Here is a 16,261-nt window from a genome sequence, read left to right as displayed (position 1 = left end):
GGAATCGTTTCACCCTAGGTGTTAAACAAATACGCTGTTTATTTTGACTACCATCAATAAACAACTACTCTTAAATGTATTTCTTACCGTAACAAGTCTCACGCAAAGGAATGATTGGATTTTTATTCCAATTGCAATTCAAATTAAAGTGGCAATTGCGCATAAAAAAAAGGGAGGATTTCGAAAAAGCCTCCCTTCAAATCAATAAAAAAAATCTTTGTTTTAAAAGGTACTGTCAACTTTAGAGGAAGGAAGGAATATTTGAATTCCTAAATTTAATCCTAGACTATTCTGGTAACCAGCATTTCCAAAACCTGTCAAGCCGTTATACTTTACAGAAGTTTCCAAAGCAACATTATCGGTTACAAAATAAGAGTAACCTGGTCCAAATCCGAAGGCAAAACCATTAGTTGTTTCACCATCCTTGATGTTGACACCAGCTATACCAGCATTTGCTTCTAAAAAGAATCTGCCTTTATTTAATAAATTGTCAACTCCAGCTTCACCAGGAGCAAGGTAGTAACGAGATAAGGCTTGAATCCCATAAGTAGTGGCCTTGGCAGCCTCACCATTAATCTCTGGAGATTTAGTAAAACCTAGATTTACTACAGCACCTAGCATCACATTATCAGCAACGAAATAACCTACTTTAGGTGCGAGACCTACATTGTATCCTGCACCATCGTTAAGTCCAAAATTAAAACCGAAAAGTCCATTACTCGCGGTACTTGTAATTCCACTTCCTAAATCAGTCCCTAACATATAGGTCCCTTCCTGTAATTGTGCGTTTGATATACCTACACCGCCTATTATCATGAAAATAGCAAGTAAGACACTACGATTTAGGTTTAAGGCAGTATTCTTTTGTGATCTAGATGAACTAGATGCTATTTTTTCATTCTTAGCTGAGTTCATCTCATTTAAATTTTTCATAAATCTTGATTTTTAGTTGAGTTGTTTATTTTTAGTTTTGAAATTTTCCTTTTTGTGAGAATAAACAACATCATGGTTAACAATTACAAAGTTACGTTCGGTTCGTAATATTATGAACCTTATAGAAGTAAATCTTTGTTAATTATATATCAGTTTAGTTAACGTGGTGCTAACGCATATAAATTCCAATCGTTAATGGTCCATAAGACCTGGAAAAGTCCTTCCTAAAAAGCGAAACTAACCTGGTAACATTTTCTAGAACGACAGTAATAGATAGCTAGAGTAGAGGTGGGGTTATATTTTATGAATGCCGATGCACGCCAATTAGAAAATTGAATTACTAACTTTTAAAGTTGAGTTATCGACTCTTTTATAGTGATCTCAAATAACCATTGAAATGTTGTTCTGTGCTCTACACTTAAATTCATTGTTGAATTAATTATTTTCCAAAAATCTTAAGGTGCTACCGTTAAATCACTAAACCATAAAATCTAAATTTAGAGAACAAGACATTCATTTGTCTAGACAGGTGAATCGACAAACTTTTGGGATGAACCCTAAATGTCTTTAAAGCTTTTAAGAATTCTCTAAGATTATGGTTTTGTTAAAGAAACTATTTTTGGCCTTGCCAATTTATTATTGATGAATTCTTTTTATACCATTTGTTATATCAGTAGAGCTGATGAGGCTCTGAGCCATTTTGAAATTAATGATATGTTGCAACGCTCTTCTGAGTGCAATAATGAAAACGGAATCAAAGGAATTCTACTGTTTAATAGAGGTAATTTTTTGCAGGTTCTTGAAGGAGCTAAAGAAAATCTGGTAGCGTTATATGAGAAAATAGCATTTGATAAACGACATGATACCGTTTACGAAATCTACCATGGCGCAACAGAATATGCTACGTTTCTTAACTACAATGCCCAGTTCAATTTACTTGAAAAGAAAACAGATTTAATCGCTTTGAAGGAATACCTGCGTCGTAATTGTTATTCGGGAACCGATAGTGAGCTGGTAAGAAAATTGGAACCATTTTTAAGTGTGGAGCACTTTTAATAATAATTTGAAAACTGCAAAAATCTTAATCACAAAAAATAGATTATACTACAGTTTCTGTTACTACAGTAACCTAGAGAGACCCAAAGTAACTATGGGTATTTCTAACAAAAGAGTCTCACTTCTTGCGCTCAATTTTTTCATAGTCTAATTAATTTAACGTAGTAGCGTTGAACCAGATTATAGAACCACTTTAGAATTTTCTATAGATTCCATTCAAGTGGTGTTTAAGAAATAAATTCAAAAATAGAAGCTCACTTTTAAGCAACGCTTGACGTTTTCATAAGATCTATTGGTAGGAAATCGTGACGCTCATCTTAGCATTAGGATGTGACCCAAAGGAAGGAGTTGGTTGTGCGTTGTATATCAATGTCAACTCTAAGAGTTGGTCAAGAAGCATGATGTTAAAATTCATCACGCTTTCTTAATCACAACATAATCTAGTCAACGATTGTAGGCAGACATAAACCAACACTATTCCTAAACTACGGAACTGCGATCCATTTCCCACCAGTGTGAATCAATATATCCTAGGTTGTTTCCACGCTTTCAACGCGCTCTATACTGTCTTTTTTACTCAATGACAGTCGTACCACGCTATCTTCTATCGCTTTTAGATCGTGGGAAACACCACCTTCTAAGGCAATCATGGAACCTGCTTTCAAGATATTTTGTTCTCCTTGTATTCCAAAATCTATGGAGCCCTGAAAGACCTGAACGATGATGGGAAAGGGCGTTTTATGCTCTTTCATAACTTGATCCTTTTTGAACAGAATCCTGATCTCCTTGGAGGTTTCTGTCTCCATCATGATCTGGATGGCTGGTTTTTTATCGTTGTATTGTAAATCCTCAAGAATAGAAGCGATTTTCATAATTGGTTTGTTTTAAAAACTGTTATTCGATAATTTATGTTGAAACATTTCGGCCATTTTTACGACCCTTATTTTTGCATCATCGGTTATTTTACCGGAAAACTGTTGATCTATTGATTTGTTAAAAAGCGCTAGCCATCGATCAAAATGCTGGGCTTCAATCGGTAATTTTCTATGTGGAGCAAACGGTGATCCTTTATATGCAAACTGGTGTAAAAGAACGGTTTGCCAGAAGGAATACATGGTTTCTAGATGTGTTGACCAGTTATCTCCTATGACTTCATTGAATATAGGTCCCAGTAAATCATCCTTTCGGACGGCAGCATAGAAGCTATCCACCATGACTTCAATATCCTCTCGAGTTTCAATGTCTTTCATTACACAAATGATTTATATCCATCCATATTCCAGGATGTGATGAAATAGAAAATTGCAAAGGCAACAAATATGATCAATAAAGCCCATACCCAAGATGGAATAGCCTTAGGCGTTTCCGATCCTTGTATTATAAACCGCTCTGTTGTCTCACTACCATAGGCATTGATGGTAATCGCTGTATTTGATTCTATTATTTCATTCGGTTTTATTCCCAAAACCGAAATCGATGGACCGTTTCTAACCTCAAACGGAATTATTTTCACCCCTTCGATTCCGCCAGAGGAAATGGCTTTTATTTTAAGTTCGTGCTTGCCATCGGGAATCTTTGTAGTATCAAGAACAATTCTTGCAGGTGGTTCAAACACACCAAATGGTATGGCCTCGTCATCTAAAAATATGGTTACTTTTCTTTCGTTTTTCATGCTTAGTTGGAATTTTGATCTTCTACCACAAGATTTTTGATATGATCTTTTTGATTCTCTTTGGGTTTTACCAGGAACTTTATACTCATAATTAAAGTGTAACCCACGATTACGATGGCACTCCACATAATGATGTAATCTATGTTGCCTTCAGGCCCTTGACCGTGTGTTATATTTTCAAAACCTGCTGGTTGCTTTTCCTTGCAAACAGGACAAGCCATGCCTATCGTTCCTATTAATAGAGCTACAATTAGTGTTATTTTGTTTTTCATATTTCTATTAATTTATGTCATTTTAAGACTACAGAATTCAACAATATTGATTTTTGATAAAGCTCTCAATTGATCTATCTTTTTTTACTACTACTATTTCAAATGATTCACACACTTTAGATTCCTCACTTTAATTTCCAGAAACCCTAACCTCGGATTTAACTCTCATGACATGCTAATCATATAAGTCTCATGAACTAAAAAGTTTTGAGGATCTCTAGATTGGTAAATTTGAAATAGAGTCTCTAATTCTCGTAATAGTTTCTAAAGGCACTTCAGGAGCATTATTTCCCCAACTGGATCTTTCATGGTCTGTAATTGCTTTTATCTCTTCATCAGTAAGGTTATTTCCCAGTCCAGGCATAGCACCGTATTCTGGTCTAGCATCATATCCCATCATGATAATCTGGATAAGTTGCTCAGGGTTTTTATCGTTTACAATCATACTTCCTGCAAGTGGTGGGAAGGCGCCCTTGACACCACGTCCATTTGTCTGGTGACAGGCGGCACAATTGTTTTGAAACAAGCCAGCACCTTCGGGATTTTTTGAAGCCGCAGCACCTACTCCTGCCGTAGCATTTTTAGGTAAGGCCGGTATAAAATCCATGGGAGGATCATAATCCTCAAAAGAAAATTGCTGTAAACTTTTTAGGTAAGCGACTAAGTCGATAGCATCAGGACCAGCCACAACGACATCGCTTCCCGTCATTTCAGTAATGGATCTAGGCAGCGTGATATCTTTATCGTTTAACTGCAACGTGTCCTTTATATGGAACATCCACGTATACTGCGGCATGATAGAAGCTTCCACGACTAATCTCGGGTTGTAAAGATGGAGTAAATGCCACTCATCTGCCGGTTGTCTGGCACCTATGTTTGTCAGGTCTGGACCCGTGCGCTCACTTCCTAAAAGTGATGGGGATTGCCGCCATATGTCTAAACGCTTTTTACTGTAATAGTAGTCAGAGGCCAGTGCCGGTCGATCACCCCATTGTGCATCCATCTCTATATTTCTCACCTGCTGGGTGTGACAGCCTACACAACCTTCGGCAATGTAGATATCGAGGCCGCGACGCTCCTGTACTGTAAGATCCTGTTGTCCTGGAATAGGTTCATAACCTTGCATTTGATAGGCAGGAATAATAGCCACACCTACACTAAGTACTACAAACACGATAAATGCTAGTAAAACTAAATTCCTATGATTTTTATGTAAGTTCAGCATTCTTATGGAGTGTTAATTTGTTGTTCTCGTTTTTGCTTTCGCGAAAGCGTAATAGGTCGTTGTTTTCTGACCATCAAGTAAAAATTATAGGCAAAAATAAGATGTGATATAAACATCAGGGATCCTCCCACAGCCCGCCAGACCCAGTATTCTTTCATGAGAATTACAGATTCTATAAAAGGATTTCCTTCAATCCAGCTCAATCCTTTTAAAGTTCCTCCTACCATAAGTGAAACCATATATGCAATCAACCCGATAAATGCGAGCCAAAAATGCGCACCTACTAAATTCTGAGGTGGCTCTATACCGGTAATTTTAGGCATCAAGGAATAAACGCACGCCCATAAGAGGAATGTTATGATTCCATACATGGTCATGTGAGAGTGAGCCACGTTAAAATCGGTAAAATGCCATAGATAATTTGTAAACCGGAAGGCTTGAAAACTTCCTTGAACTGAACCTACAAAGTAAAACACGACGCCTACTAAAAAGAACGGCAAGACATAACTCTTTGAAATGTTGTTCCAGCTGCCGCGCATGGTCATTAGAAAGTTTGTGCTCCCTGCAAATACGGGTATAAACATTCCAGCACTGAAAACGATCGCAACGGTTTGCAACCACCATGGCAGTGGGCTAAATACAAAGTGGTGCGTCCCTATTAAAGTGTAGAATAACATTTGTGTCCAGAAGGCTAGTACCCCTAGAGAATAGGAGTAAATAGGCTTATTAAGCGCAGCTGGTAAAAAATAATACACCAGACCTAGTGTAAAGGTCATAAACCACATTCCCACACCCTGGTGCATATAATATCCCTGTATTACCGTTTCACCCAGACCATCTTGATAATGGGGGATGTAACCTATAAAACTCAAGACAATTGTCCAGATTAAGGAAGCGAGAATAAACCAGTTTGAAATGTATATTTCAGATAATTTGCGGTTGGCAACTGTTTTGTAGAAATTTATAAAAGTGATGATCAATCCTATGGCAAACAAGGCCATAACAGGCCAGATATACTCTCTATATTCACCACCACCATTGTTAATACCGGCCATCAAAAAGATGTTTCCTATGACAACACTGGCGTTCATGAGCCAAAAGGCAATTTTAGAACGGCGGTAACTAAATATCTCGCAGTTGGAAGTTTTTGCGACCACGTAATGTCCCAGTCCTACCATGGCGAGCGATGCCCACCCCCAGAATACGGTATTTGTATGTACTGGTCTTAATCTACCAAAGGACAACCAGCTGGCGTTATCCATCTCTGGCCATAGAAATTTCATACCTAGATACTGACCGACAAGCGTACCAAAAACTAACCAAAATACAGCGGCAGTCAAATACCAGACGATTATCTCGCGAAGTTGTGGTGAGACTTTTATCTTGTCAAATGTTTTTGATTTCTCATCAAAAAGGGGGTTCTTGGGATCGATGATCTTTTTGATAAAGCCGCTGTGGTTGGAGGGAATTTCTTTTATTACAGCAGTTCCATGTTCGGTTTTAATTTTGAAACCTTTTTGACGCAATTCTAGTATGTCATCAACCTCTTCTTCGCTTAAATTAATAAGCTTTCTTTCAAATTCAGTTTCAGTTAAATCCTCGGTGTTTTTATCTAAAAGATCGACATAGTTATTCAACCTTTTTATAAGAATAAAGATTGCTAGGAAAACAACAATGATAATGAGAATGATGGTGCCGATGACTCCGGGACTGGTCAACCAGTTCTCTGTAGAGAGATCATCTTGTAAGAGTATAAGTAAGTTATTCATAGTTAGGTTTTAGGATATTCACACCTTTTTATCCTGATTTATAATAAATGTTTTATCGTTTTAAAACGGTCAGTCCTAAGTTTAAATTCATAGCAACATCCAGCAGGTTTGCGTCTGTTAGCGTTTGATTTAAGGAATCTCTAATCGCAACGAAATCATTGTGCATGGGGCACGGTGCTTTATCATTACACTCGTCAAATCCTAACGCACATCCTTTAAATAAACTGTCTCCATCAAGTGCGATGACTATTTGCTTAATGGTAATCTTCTTTAATTGGACTTTCTCAATCTCAAAACCACCGTTTGGTCCTTTAATGGATTTAACGATTCCAGATTTTGCCAAAACCTGTAATATTTTTGCAGTAAAAGCCACAGGTGAGTTAATTGCCTCAGCAATTTCCTTTAAGCTTACACGCTCTTCCCATTGAGATTTTTGGGCTATATAAAGCGTTGCTTTTATTCCGTAAGTACAACTTTTAGAGAACATCAATTGTTTTAGATTCAGAGATCAAAGATACAAATTATTTCAAATTCGGATGCTATTATCCGAATCTTAAAAAAAAGATCCAGCATCAAATTAAATTGATACAATGGATGAATATAAGAATTATTTTAAAGAGAGAAGGTGGCTGGGAATAGACCTGTTAATAGTCTGTAGTTGTTTTCAAGAATCATATTCATACAATGTGATAATGAGTATGTGTAAGCTACGCGCATAACGTAATTCTTAATTTAATAAGATTTAAGATAATAGATGATTTAATGTCAGTTGCTTAGAATATCAAAATTCAAACTTGATGATTCAGCGGTAGTTTTATTAGGGTATTTCAAATGAGGCGAAACAGTAAGAATTACACAAACGAACTTATAAACAACTATAAAGTCGCTCATCATCTTTATTTAAATAGACTGATTCACGACTTATATTTTTTAATGAAATTATGTTTATGCGTTACGCTCTACATACTTGATAATAAAGTTGGCTATATTTTTTCCTGTGGCAGATTCAATCCCTTCTAGTCCAGGAGAAGAGTTCACCTCTAAAATAAGTGGACCACGAGCTGATTGTAATAGATCCACACCAGCGATACCTAAGCCCATGGCTTTAGCAGCTTTTAGAGCAGCATTTTCTTCATCATCAGTAAGTTCTACGACATTAGCGCTACCGCCTCTATGTAGATTTGACCTAAATTCTCCTTCTTTACCTTGTCTTTTCATCGCTCCTACAACGACGCCATCAACAATAAAGACGCGTATGTCTGCTCCACCGGCTTCCTTTATAAATTCTTGAGCAATTACCCTAGCTCGTAAACCGTTGAATGCTTCGAGTATGGATTCGGCAGAATTTTTATTGTCGGCTAGAACGACTCCTAGACCTTGCGTTCCTTCTAATAATTTAATAACCAGTGGTGCTCCTCCAACAGCATCAATAACAGATGCAACATCTTTAGAGTAATTGCTAAAAACCGTTTTAGGCAATCCCAATCCTGCTCTCGATAATATTTGCAAGCTTCTTAATTTATCCCGGGATCTTACTAACGCTTGTGATTCTGTAGCTGAAAATATTTTCATCATTTCAAACTGACGAACTACCGCAGTTCCAAAGAAGGTTACAGAAGCACCTATTCTAGGAATAACACCATCTATATCAGTCAGTTCTTTCCCTTTATATATGATTGTAGGATTCTTCTTTTCTATGACCAGATTACATTTAGTGTGATCAACAATCAACATCTCGTGACCTTTTTTTGTGCCAGCCTCTATTAAACGTTTGGTAGAATAAAGATTAGGGTTCTGTGACAGCACTGCAATTCTCATAAAATAGTTTTTCGTTGTTGTTTTAAAAGGTACTATTAAAAAATGTAAAGAGTTGTTATTTTTAAGTCAATACGTAGAGGCGCAAATATAATGGACATATTAAAATACCAACGATATTATTATGAGACACCTGAACAAAAGTTATTACTTAAAACCAATTGCTTATATTGAGGGGCGGACATTTTTAGTGATTCTGAGGGCAATCAGCATTCTCAATTGTTAATCATACGTTCAAAACCACAGTCAATCCTTGAAAAGTTTTGAGTTTACAAGACTAAAACTTTTGATCATTTTAATAGCTGACTGACAAAAGTCATGATTTATGTTTTGATTAGTCCCTAGTTTTATCTAATTCTTAAAACCTGAAAAATGAAAAAGAAAATTCTCATTCCGACTGACTTCTCTAAAAACGCTTGGAACGCTGTGACCTATGCGGCCGACTTATTCAAAGACCAAGAATGTACTTTTTACCTAGTGAACTCCTATGTTATTGACGGTTATCCTATAGGAGATATCAATGCAGCAGAGTTTGGAGAGACTTCGTTTGATAAAGCTCGAAAGATTTCTGGCGATGGATTGAACAAGATCCTAGAGATGCTCAAATTGAGAAACACTAATTATGATCATAACTATAACATTCTAACAGAATATGGTGATCCTATAAGTGTGATAAAATCTGTAATAGACAAGAATGACATTGACCTGGTTGTTATGGGAACTAAGGGGGAGAACAACCGCAGCGGCGCACTCTTTGGCAGTAATACGATAACGGCGATGGATGAGGTTCGCAATTGCCCTGTGATGAGTGTTCCTTTAGAGGCTATTCCTAAAGAAATCAAGGAGATCGTATTTCCTACCAGTTATAGCAGTAATTATAAAAGCAGGGAGCTGTTGCACCTAGTGCAGATTGCAATTGCTTATAACGCTAATATTTGCGTGCTTCATGTCAGCCCTGAGGATTCACTTTCAGAAACCAAAGAGCGCAATAAGCAAATGCTATCAGAGTGTCTTGAAGGTGCAAACTATAGCTTTCATCACATAAGTGGCTCAAAGCGTAATTTGGCGGTGCGTAATTTTGTGGAAAGTCGCGATAGCGATATGATCGCCATGGTAAATAGAAAGCATGCGTTTTTTGAAAAGATTTTCGCCACGCCCATGCTTAAGGAATTAGGCATGTTTAGTCATGTGCCCTTGTTAGCAATGCATGATTTGCACAATTAATCCTGGTAATCTTTAATTAGAAAATCCAGCTAATAAAAACCAACTGGTTTGTCCTAATAGGCATTTAAGGTTTGCTGAATATGTGGATGAGAATCAGCTGGCTTTCCAAGTTAAAAATTCAATTTTAACTTCGTTGTTTTATAATTAGCATTGCTCTGATTTCCTTTACTCCTGGGAACGAATTGGAGTTGAATCTATACAAATCTCAACCTCTTTCGAGAGCCGGCTTTACGTGTTTCTCAGCCTGAGCTTCAGGCTCGGTTCCTAGGTCAATCTCAGTAAGAGAATAACTAGCGTTGATCCCAACTTCTCTATACCTAACAAAAAAGCCCTGATATCGCTATCGCGATACCAGGGCTTTTTGTTTTTTCAGTCCGCTTACAAATGCTGCGCAGTTGGTGCAGTCTGAAAAAGAAAAAGCCCGATTTTCTTACGAAAACCGAGCTTTGCTCTAAGCGGAGAAGAAGGGATTCGAACCCCTGGAGGTGTGACCCTCGCTGGTTTTCAAGACCAGTGCATTCGACCACTCTGCCACTTCTCCAGTATCACAAAACCGGTCATTGATTTTGCGGGTGCAAATATAAAGATTTAATTCAATTAGAGGTGCTATAAAAATAAAAAAACTGCTTTTGAGGAAGCAGTTTTTTTGAGATATTCTATTTCTTACTGGTTACCTAGATTACCATCCCTAGGCTGGTGATGCTCTCGCTTATCCTGCACCTGGTGATTGATCTTCTTGCCGTGTGTTTCTTCCAGATTGATCGCTTGTTCTTTTTTACTAGTTTTTTCCGGATTTGGATTGTTGTCGCTTGATTTTTCTGAATTTGGATTGTGGTCGCTCATAACTTTTTCTTTTAAAGATAGAAATAAGTTCGAATGCCCTAACATGTTTAACATAACTTAATGCTACTGTGTTAAAGGACTTTATGATATGCTATTTGTCGTGAGTACGCGAGCTGCTGCCGGTAATTGGGATTACATCACCAGAAAAAGTAGGTTTGGATTCCAAGTAAATTTCTGTCCAGGCTTTAATATTTGCGAGCCATTCTCTACGTTGTAAGTAGGAAGTAGGTTCATAATTTTCACGATCTGCAACATAGCCGTGAACTTCTAAACCTAAATTACGACCCACATAGATAGCTCTAGGTAAATGAAATTTTTGTGTAAAAATGATTGCTTTATCCACTTCAAAAATAGATTTTGCCCGTATCATACTATCATAGGTGTCAAAACCGGCATGATCTAAAAATATATCTTCATCTGGAACACTTTGCGCATTCAAGTAATTTTTCATGGCGTTTACCTCGTCATAATCGGCTTGTCCATGGTCACCGCTCAGCAAGAATTTTTCGATCTTACCCTTTCTATAAGCAAGAAGTGCGGCATCCACGCGATCTCGCAGGATGGGAGAGAGGCTCTTGTCAGGACGAACACTAGCTCCCAGAACGATTCCTGTATACACGGGTTCCAGCATAGCAAGGTCCTCCTCCATATATTTAGCAGAGGTTCTTTGTATGTAAACTTGTAGGAAAACGACGGTAAGAAGTACGCCTACAACTAGAAACACAAGGATGTTAAGGAGTTTTCTCATAGAGTTTCAACGCTTAAGTTGATGACTGGCAGGTGAAAGAGTTTTCTAGGGTTTACCTTTGCAATGCAATGTTTAGAGGTAGCGGATTTACCCGCTTTCGCGAAAGCGAAATCACCTCAATTTTCACTGGACAAATATAACGATTAGCCATGACGAATAGTATTGAAAACCTTAAATGGAGGTATGCAACGAAGAATTTTGATCCTGCTTTACACCTGACTGGAAATGAACTTGAGATAATTACGGAGGCATTTAACCTGACTGCAACTTCTTACGGTTTGCAGCCTTGTCGTCTGGTGGTGGTCCAGAATAAAAAGCTGCAGGAAAAAATGTTGCCATTTGCTTATGGACAACGTCAGGTTGTGGATGCTCCCGCAGTTTTGGTGTTTTGCACCGTTACTATGGATGATGGTTATGTAGGAAGGTATTTTGATCTGGTTCAAAAAGTGCGTAAAACCAGTACCGAAATTTTAAAACCATTCCAGGACCAACTTAATGATCGTTTTACCGCTATGCAACACGACCAGGTGGAAGCATGGGCAAAAAATCAGGCTTATATTTCGCTAGGAAACCTTTTGACGGTTTGCGCAAACCAACGCATTGACAGTTGTCCGATGGAAGGTTTCAATCCTGAAAAAGTGGATGAATTATTAGATTTAAAATCCAAAGGTTTAAAGTCGGTTCTATTGCTACCCATAGGCCACAGGAAAGAAGATGACAAGTTTGCACGTATGGAAAAGGTGCGTCTTCCACTCCAAGATAGTGTTCTCTTTATGGATTAGATTTTTAAAAATAAAAATAAAAATAAAAAAAATCGAATCGAATCTGGATCTGAGACTCAATTTATTCTTTAATATAGATTGAAAGTGAATTGATTTATTCTTCACAGTTCACAGTTCAAATGATTTAGGATTGAAGATCAAAGATTTTTGATTGTTGATCTTTTCTCTCCGCGGACCTAATTTTATTAAAAAAATTAATTTTACCACATACCACATACCACATACCACATACCACATACCACAATCTACTCACTCACATAACTTACCGTAAATACTTGTGAAACCCTGAAATAGCCAAAAGGGAATTGATCGCGATCGTTGATATTTATAACATTACCCCTAACGGTTGCTGGTTGCGTATCAAACGGGCCACCACCGCCAGCATCGGTTTGCTGAATCAATGTTTCAAAAAAGCGGAAAGCTTGTCCGTCAATACCCGCGATTTCTAGACTAATAGTGGTTCCAGGTTCTAAATCTTCTATAAAAAAACTGGTAGGCGTGCGGTTGCCATTTATGAATTCGTCATCGCTAATAGATAGTTCGAAATTATTGAGGTCAGTATATTGGATCAAGTAATTATCTCCCAGAGCGGCAGGATCCTGGAAATAAGCGACAATCTGAGTGAATCCATCCAGACCGGCAACTTCCTTTTGTTCTACATCTTGCAAGGGAACTGTGGTAGCTAGTTTTTGTGTCGCCTGATAGGTCTGATTTTGATCGATAATCGTAATCGTATACTCCAGACTATTCTCAATTTCTAACGTGGTATTTTCATACCGCTCTGTATTCCCATTAAATAGAAAGGTATAATTGACTCCATTTCCATCCACGACAAATACTTGTGCATCCTCCACTAGCGGATTCACCTCTTCAAAAAAGCCGGACGATCGAGTCAATAATATCGTATTTCTGCTGCTGCCATCTTCCAACAATTCTAGGCGTGCATCTATGACCAGTCTAGGTTTTGATGTATTTAAATCTACATCAATGACATCTTCACATCCTAGAAAAAGAAATACGGCACAGACTACTATTAGCAACTTTCTCATGATCTAAAATTTAAAGTTATAAGTAATAGAAGGAACCACGCCAAAAATCGCAAGTCGCGTAGCCTCATTCCTATTCGTATCCTCGTTTTCTGCAAAACTGATACTTGCGGCATTCCTTCTATTGTAAGCGTTGTAAAGACTGAAAACCCAACTGGATTGCCATCCGCTTGTTTTGTCTGGTTTTGGTGTGTAGATAGCAGATAGATCCAGTCTGTGAATAATGGGCAAGCGGCTGGAATTACGGGATTCATAGGTGGGAACAAACAACCCGTTGAATTCATATTGACCATTTGGAAAAGTAACCGGTTGTCCTGTTTGCAGCGTGAAGTTGCTTCCTAAACTCCATTTCTCATTCCATTCATAATTAGCAGTCATAGTCAGATCGTGGGTTTTATCCCAGGGTGCGTTGTACCATTCACCGTTATTGATTCCTGGTTCATCAGCATTTCTTCCTGGAGTACGCTGTTCGCTTTTAGATAAGGTATATGCAATCCAGCCCTGTAGTTTTCCTTCGTTCTTTTTGAAGAGAATTTCCAGACCATAAGCTCTTGATTTTCCAGAGACCAATATCGTTTCTACCGCATCTTGTGCAATCAAATCTGCCCCATCAATGTAATCCAGTCTGTTTTTAACGGTTTTGTAAAATGCCTCTGTCTCTAGAGAGTAATTTCCTAAATTTTTAAAAAATCCAGCGGCAACTTGATCGCCTACTTGTGGCTTAATGAAATTACCGCTGGGCGCATATAGATCAAACGGAGTAGGAGCGGTAGTGTTTGAAATCAAATGTATGTATTGATTGATGCGCTGGTAACTTGCTTTCACGCTGGTATCATCATCTATACTGTAAGCAATGGATAAACGCGGTTCTACATTTAAAAAGGTTTCTAGCGATTCTCCACGACTGGTTTCAAAAGTTCCTATGGCTTCTCCAGCTTCATAAACACCTTGCTCTTGATTAAAAACGAGAGGCCCATCATTATCATAAATATTTGTGGATTCTTGTCCCAATCTATTAAAGGATGTCAAGCGTATTCCTGCATTCACATTCAGCTGGTCGGTCGGTCTAAACTCGCCATCTACATACAACGCATTTTCCCAGGCGTATTTTCTAATCAGTTGTCGCTCATTGATAGGACTTGTAGACGTTGTAGGAACAATTTTTCCAGGATCAAATTCGTAATATATAGAATTGAGTCCGTAGCGCAGTTTAGCTTTATCGCTGTAAAAATGGGTAAGATCGTATTTCAGATTGAGGTTTGTAATTCCTGTAAAGAATTCAAACTCCACAAACTCTAGTTCCAGGCCATAATTATAATCAGAGAAAATCACAGATGCATTGCTGAACCACTTATCATTAAACACATGGTTCCAACGCAGGTTTACAAACGAATTTCCAAAAGTATTTCCGAAGAAATTATTGATCTTAAAAACATCCCTTCCAAAATAAGCAGAGCCATACAACCTGTTATTATCATCCAGGTTAAAAGAAGCTTTGGCATTCAAATCATAGAAATATGCCTGATTTTCTAAACCGAACAATGGGAAAAATAAATGTGCATAGCTGCTGCGACCACCTACTAGAAAAGAAGATTTATTTTTTTGAATGGGACCTTCTAAAAGAATGCGACTCGCCACGATTCCTATCCCACCGGTGCCGCTCAATTTTGTGTTGTTTCCATCACGCTGGTAAATATCAAGAACACTGGAAACACGACCACCATATCTTGCGGGAATGCCACCTTTATAGAGTTTCAGATCTTTAATGGCATCAGGATTAAAAACCGAAAAGAAGCCAAATAAATGATCGCTACCATATAAAGTCGCTTCATCCAGCAACACAAGGTTTTGATCTGCCGCACCACCACGCACGTTAAAGCCGCTGGCACCCTCGCCCGCGCTGGTAACTCCGGGAAGTAAGGTTAGGGATTTAATCAGATCTACCTCGCCCAGAACTACTGGTATTTTTTTAATGGATTCAATGGACAGCGCATTCACACTCATTTGCGGTGATCGAGTGTTGAGTTGTTCGATGTCGTTTTTCAATACAATTGCATCCAGTTGTTCTCCAGATTCGGCTAGTTTGATGGATAACTTTTGGTTTTGGTCCAGCACCACAGTTTCCTGCACGCTTTGGAAGCCTATGCTGCTGTAAATGATTTCGTAGGTTCCAGCGTCTAGTGTGATGGAGTAAAATCCATATTCGTTGGTGATGGTTCCCGTGGAAAGCGCTGGTATGGCTACGGTTACATTGAGCAATGTCTCACCAGTTGCCTGTTCTGTGACCGTACCTGACAATGTAAATTTCTGTGAGTTCGCTTTCGCGAAAGCGAAAATCATCAAAACCAAAACAATCCACTTCATTCTTACCATGCAGCAAAAATAATGCATAGAAACCATGGAGATTGCCGTTCTCAAAATCAAAATGAAAACCAAAACGACAATAGATAGCTCGCGTTCCCTGCGGGAACTCTCGTGACTTAAGACGAACGACTTTTTTGTAAGAGCATTTAGCATTCACCTGAGAATTATAAGCTGAACTTAAATAAAAATCAAAACAGAAACCAAAACGACAAAAGACGACTCGCGTTCCCTGCGGTAACTCTCGTGACCTAAGACATAAGACTTTTTTATGGTCGACTGATTGACGGTTGACCTAATTAGATGGAGGACTTTTTAATGGTTGGCGACAGACTTTCCACAGGCAGCGATTAGAACTGAATACAATTAAGATAGGAGTAGCATTGTTATAATCATTTGCGAAGCACATAAAAAAACTCACACGCTCAACGACTGATAGCTGACAGACTCACGACTCAAAGACTCACAAAACAGAATCATTTTTTAGTTATACGTCTTTCGTCAGCGAGGTTAGA

Annotated in this window: 16 protein-coding genes and 1 tRNA gene; 3 read left to right on the top strand and 14 right to left on the bottom strand. The window is 38.2% G+C overall.

Annotation, left to right across the window (positions count from 1 at the left end):
• Positions 1–222: 222 nt before the first annotated feature.
• Positions 223–933, bottom strand: coding sequence for a hypothetical protein (locus IQ282_RS04860; RefSeq protein ID WP_228547224.1), 711 nt, complete (start codon positions 931–933; stop codon positions 223–225).
• Between the two features lie 642 nt (positions 934–1,575).
• On the opposite strand from IQ282_RS04860, the gene IQ282_RS04855 reads away from it, so the two are divergent.
• Positions 1,576–1,989, top strand: a complete 414-nt coding sequence (locus IQ282_RS04855) for a BLUF domain-containing protein (protein ID WP_194850731.1) — start codon at positions 1,576–1,578, stop codon at positions 1,987–1,989.
• Positions 1,990–2,519: 530 nt separating this feature from the next.
• On the opposite strand, the gene IQ282_RS04850 is transcribed toward IQ282_RS04855, so the two are convergent.
• From IQ282_RS04850 to rimK, 8 genes are all read right to left on the bottom strand, one after another.
• Positions 2,520–2,861 carry a cupin domain-containing protein gene (locus IQ282_RS04850; protein WP_194850730.1) on the bottom strand — a complete coding sequence of 114 codons (342 nt, stop codon included), beginning with the start codon at positions 2,859–2,861 and terminating at the stop codon, positions 2,520–2,522.
• Positions 2,862–2,873: 12 nt separating this feature from the next.
• Entirely contained in the window at positions 2,874–3,239 is a 366-nt protein-coding gene (locus IQ282_RS04845; protein WP_194850729.1) for a group III truncated hemoglobin, read from the bottom strand.
• The gene (locus tag IQ282_RS04840; protein WP_194850728.1) at positions 3,239–3,661 is read right to left on the bottom strand and encodes a cytochrome C; all 423 of its coding nucleotides are present in this window, start codon (positions 3,659–3,661) and stop codon (positions 3,239–3,241) included. The genes IQ282_RS04845 and IQ282_RS04840 overlap by 1 nt, the downstream gene beginning before the upstream one ends.
• A 2-nt stretch (positions 3,662–3,663) precedes the next feature.
• Entirely contained in the window at positions 3,664–3,933 is a 270-nt protein-coding gene (locus IQ282_RS04835; RefSeq protein WP_194850727.1) for a hypothetical protein, read from the bottom strand.
• A gap of 217 nt (positions 3,934–4,150) precedes the next feature.
• The gene (locus IQ282_RS04830) at positions 4,151–5,158 is read right to left on the bottom strand and encodes a cbb3-type cytochrome c oxidase subunit II (protein WP_194850726.1); all 1,008 of its coding nucleotides are present in this window, start codon (positions 5,156–5,158) and stop codon (positions 4,151–4,153) included.
• Positions 5,159–5,160: 2 nt separating this feature from the next.
• On the bottom strand, positions 5,161–6,927 hold the full coding sequence (locus tag IQ282_RS04825) for a cbb3-type cytochrome c oxidase subunit I (protein WP_194850725.1): 1,767 nt from the start codon (positions 6,925–6,927) through the stop codon (positions 5,161–5,163).
• Between the two features lie 52 nt (positions 6,928–6,979).
• A complete protein-coding gene (locus tag IQ282_RS04820) occupies positions 6,980–7,414 on the bottom strand; it encodes an RrF2 family transcriptional regulator (RefSeq protein WP_194850724.1) in 435 nt (144 codons plus the stop codon).
• A 458-nt stretch (positions 7,415–7,872) separates the two neighbouring features.
• Positions 7,873–8,745 (bottom strand): 30S ribosomal protein S6--L-glutamate ligase, encoded by an 873-nt coding sequence (gene rimK / locus IQ282_RS04815; RefSeq protein WP_194850723.1) that lies wholly within the window; start codon positions 8,743–8,745, stop codon positions 7,873–7,875.
• Between the two features lie 369 nt (positions 8,746–9,114).
• Here rimK and IQ282_RS04810 point away from each other — a divergent pair, with 369 nt between their 5' ends.
• A complete protein-coding gene (locus IQ282_RS04810) occupies positions 9,115–9,966 on the top strand; it encodes a universal stress protein (RefSeq protein WP_194850722.1) in 852 nt (283 codons plus the stop codon).
• A 456-nt stretch (positions 9,967–10,422) separates the two neighbouring features.
• Here IQ282_RS04810 and IQ282_RS04805 read toward each other — a convergent pair.
• The 3 genes from IQ282_RS04805 to IQ282_RS04795 form a co-directional block, all read right to left on the bottom strand.
• Positions 10,423–10,507: transfer RNA gene (locus IQ282_RS04805), tRNA-Ser, on the bottom strand.
• Between the two features lie 122 nt (positions 10,508–10,629).
• A complete protein-coding gene (locus IQ282_RS04800) occupies positions 10,630–10,809 on the bottom strand; it encodes a hypothetical protein (protein WP_194850721.1) in 180 nt (59 codons plus the stop codon).
• 91 nt (positions 10,810–10,900) lie between these two features.
• Positions 10,901–11,557: a SanA/YdcF family protein gene (locus tag IQ282_RS04795; RefSeq protein WP_194850720.1), complete on the bottom strand. Its 657-nt coding sequence runs from the start codon at positions 11,555–11,557 to the stop codon at positions 10,901–10,903.
• Positions 11,558–11,706: 149 nt separating this feature from the next.
• On the opposite strand from IQ282_RS04795, the gene IQ282_RS04790 reads away from it, so the two are divergent.
• Positions 11,707–12,339: an NAD(P)H-dependent oxidoreductase gene (locus tag IQ282_RS04790; protein WP_194850719.1), complete on the top strand. Its 633-nt coding sequence runs from the start codon at positions 11,707–11,709 to the stop codon at positions 12,337–12,339.
• 245 nt (positions 12,340–12,584) lie between these two features.
• Here the strand turns inward: IQ282_RS04790 and IQ282_RS04785 are convergent, their stop codons facing one another.
• On the bottom strand, positions 12,585–13,388 hold the full coding sequence (locus IQ282_RS04785; protein ID WP_194850718.1) for a DUF4249 domain-containing protein: 804 nt from the start codon (positions 13,386–13,388) through the stop codon (positions 12,585–12,587).
• 3 nt (positions 13,389–13,391) lie between these two features.
• Positions 13,392–15,758, bottom strand: a complete 2,367-nt coding sequence (locus IQ282_RS04780) for a TonB-dependent receptor (protein ID WP_394355194.1) — start codon at positions 15,756–15,758, stop codon at positions 13,392–13,394.
• Positions 15,759–16,261 lie beyond the last annotated feature (503 nt).

The organism is Nonlabens antarcticus, from assembly GCF_015356755.1.
GTDB lineage: Bacteria > Bacteroidota > Bacteroidia > Flavobacteriales > Flavobacteriaceae > Nonlabens > Nonlabens antarcticus.
Note: the sequence above shows the minus strand (reverse complement) of the source record. Positions and strands in the feature narration are given on the sequence as shown.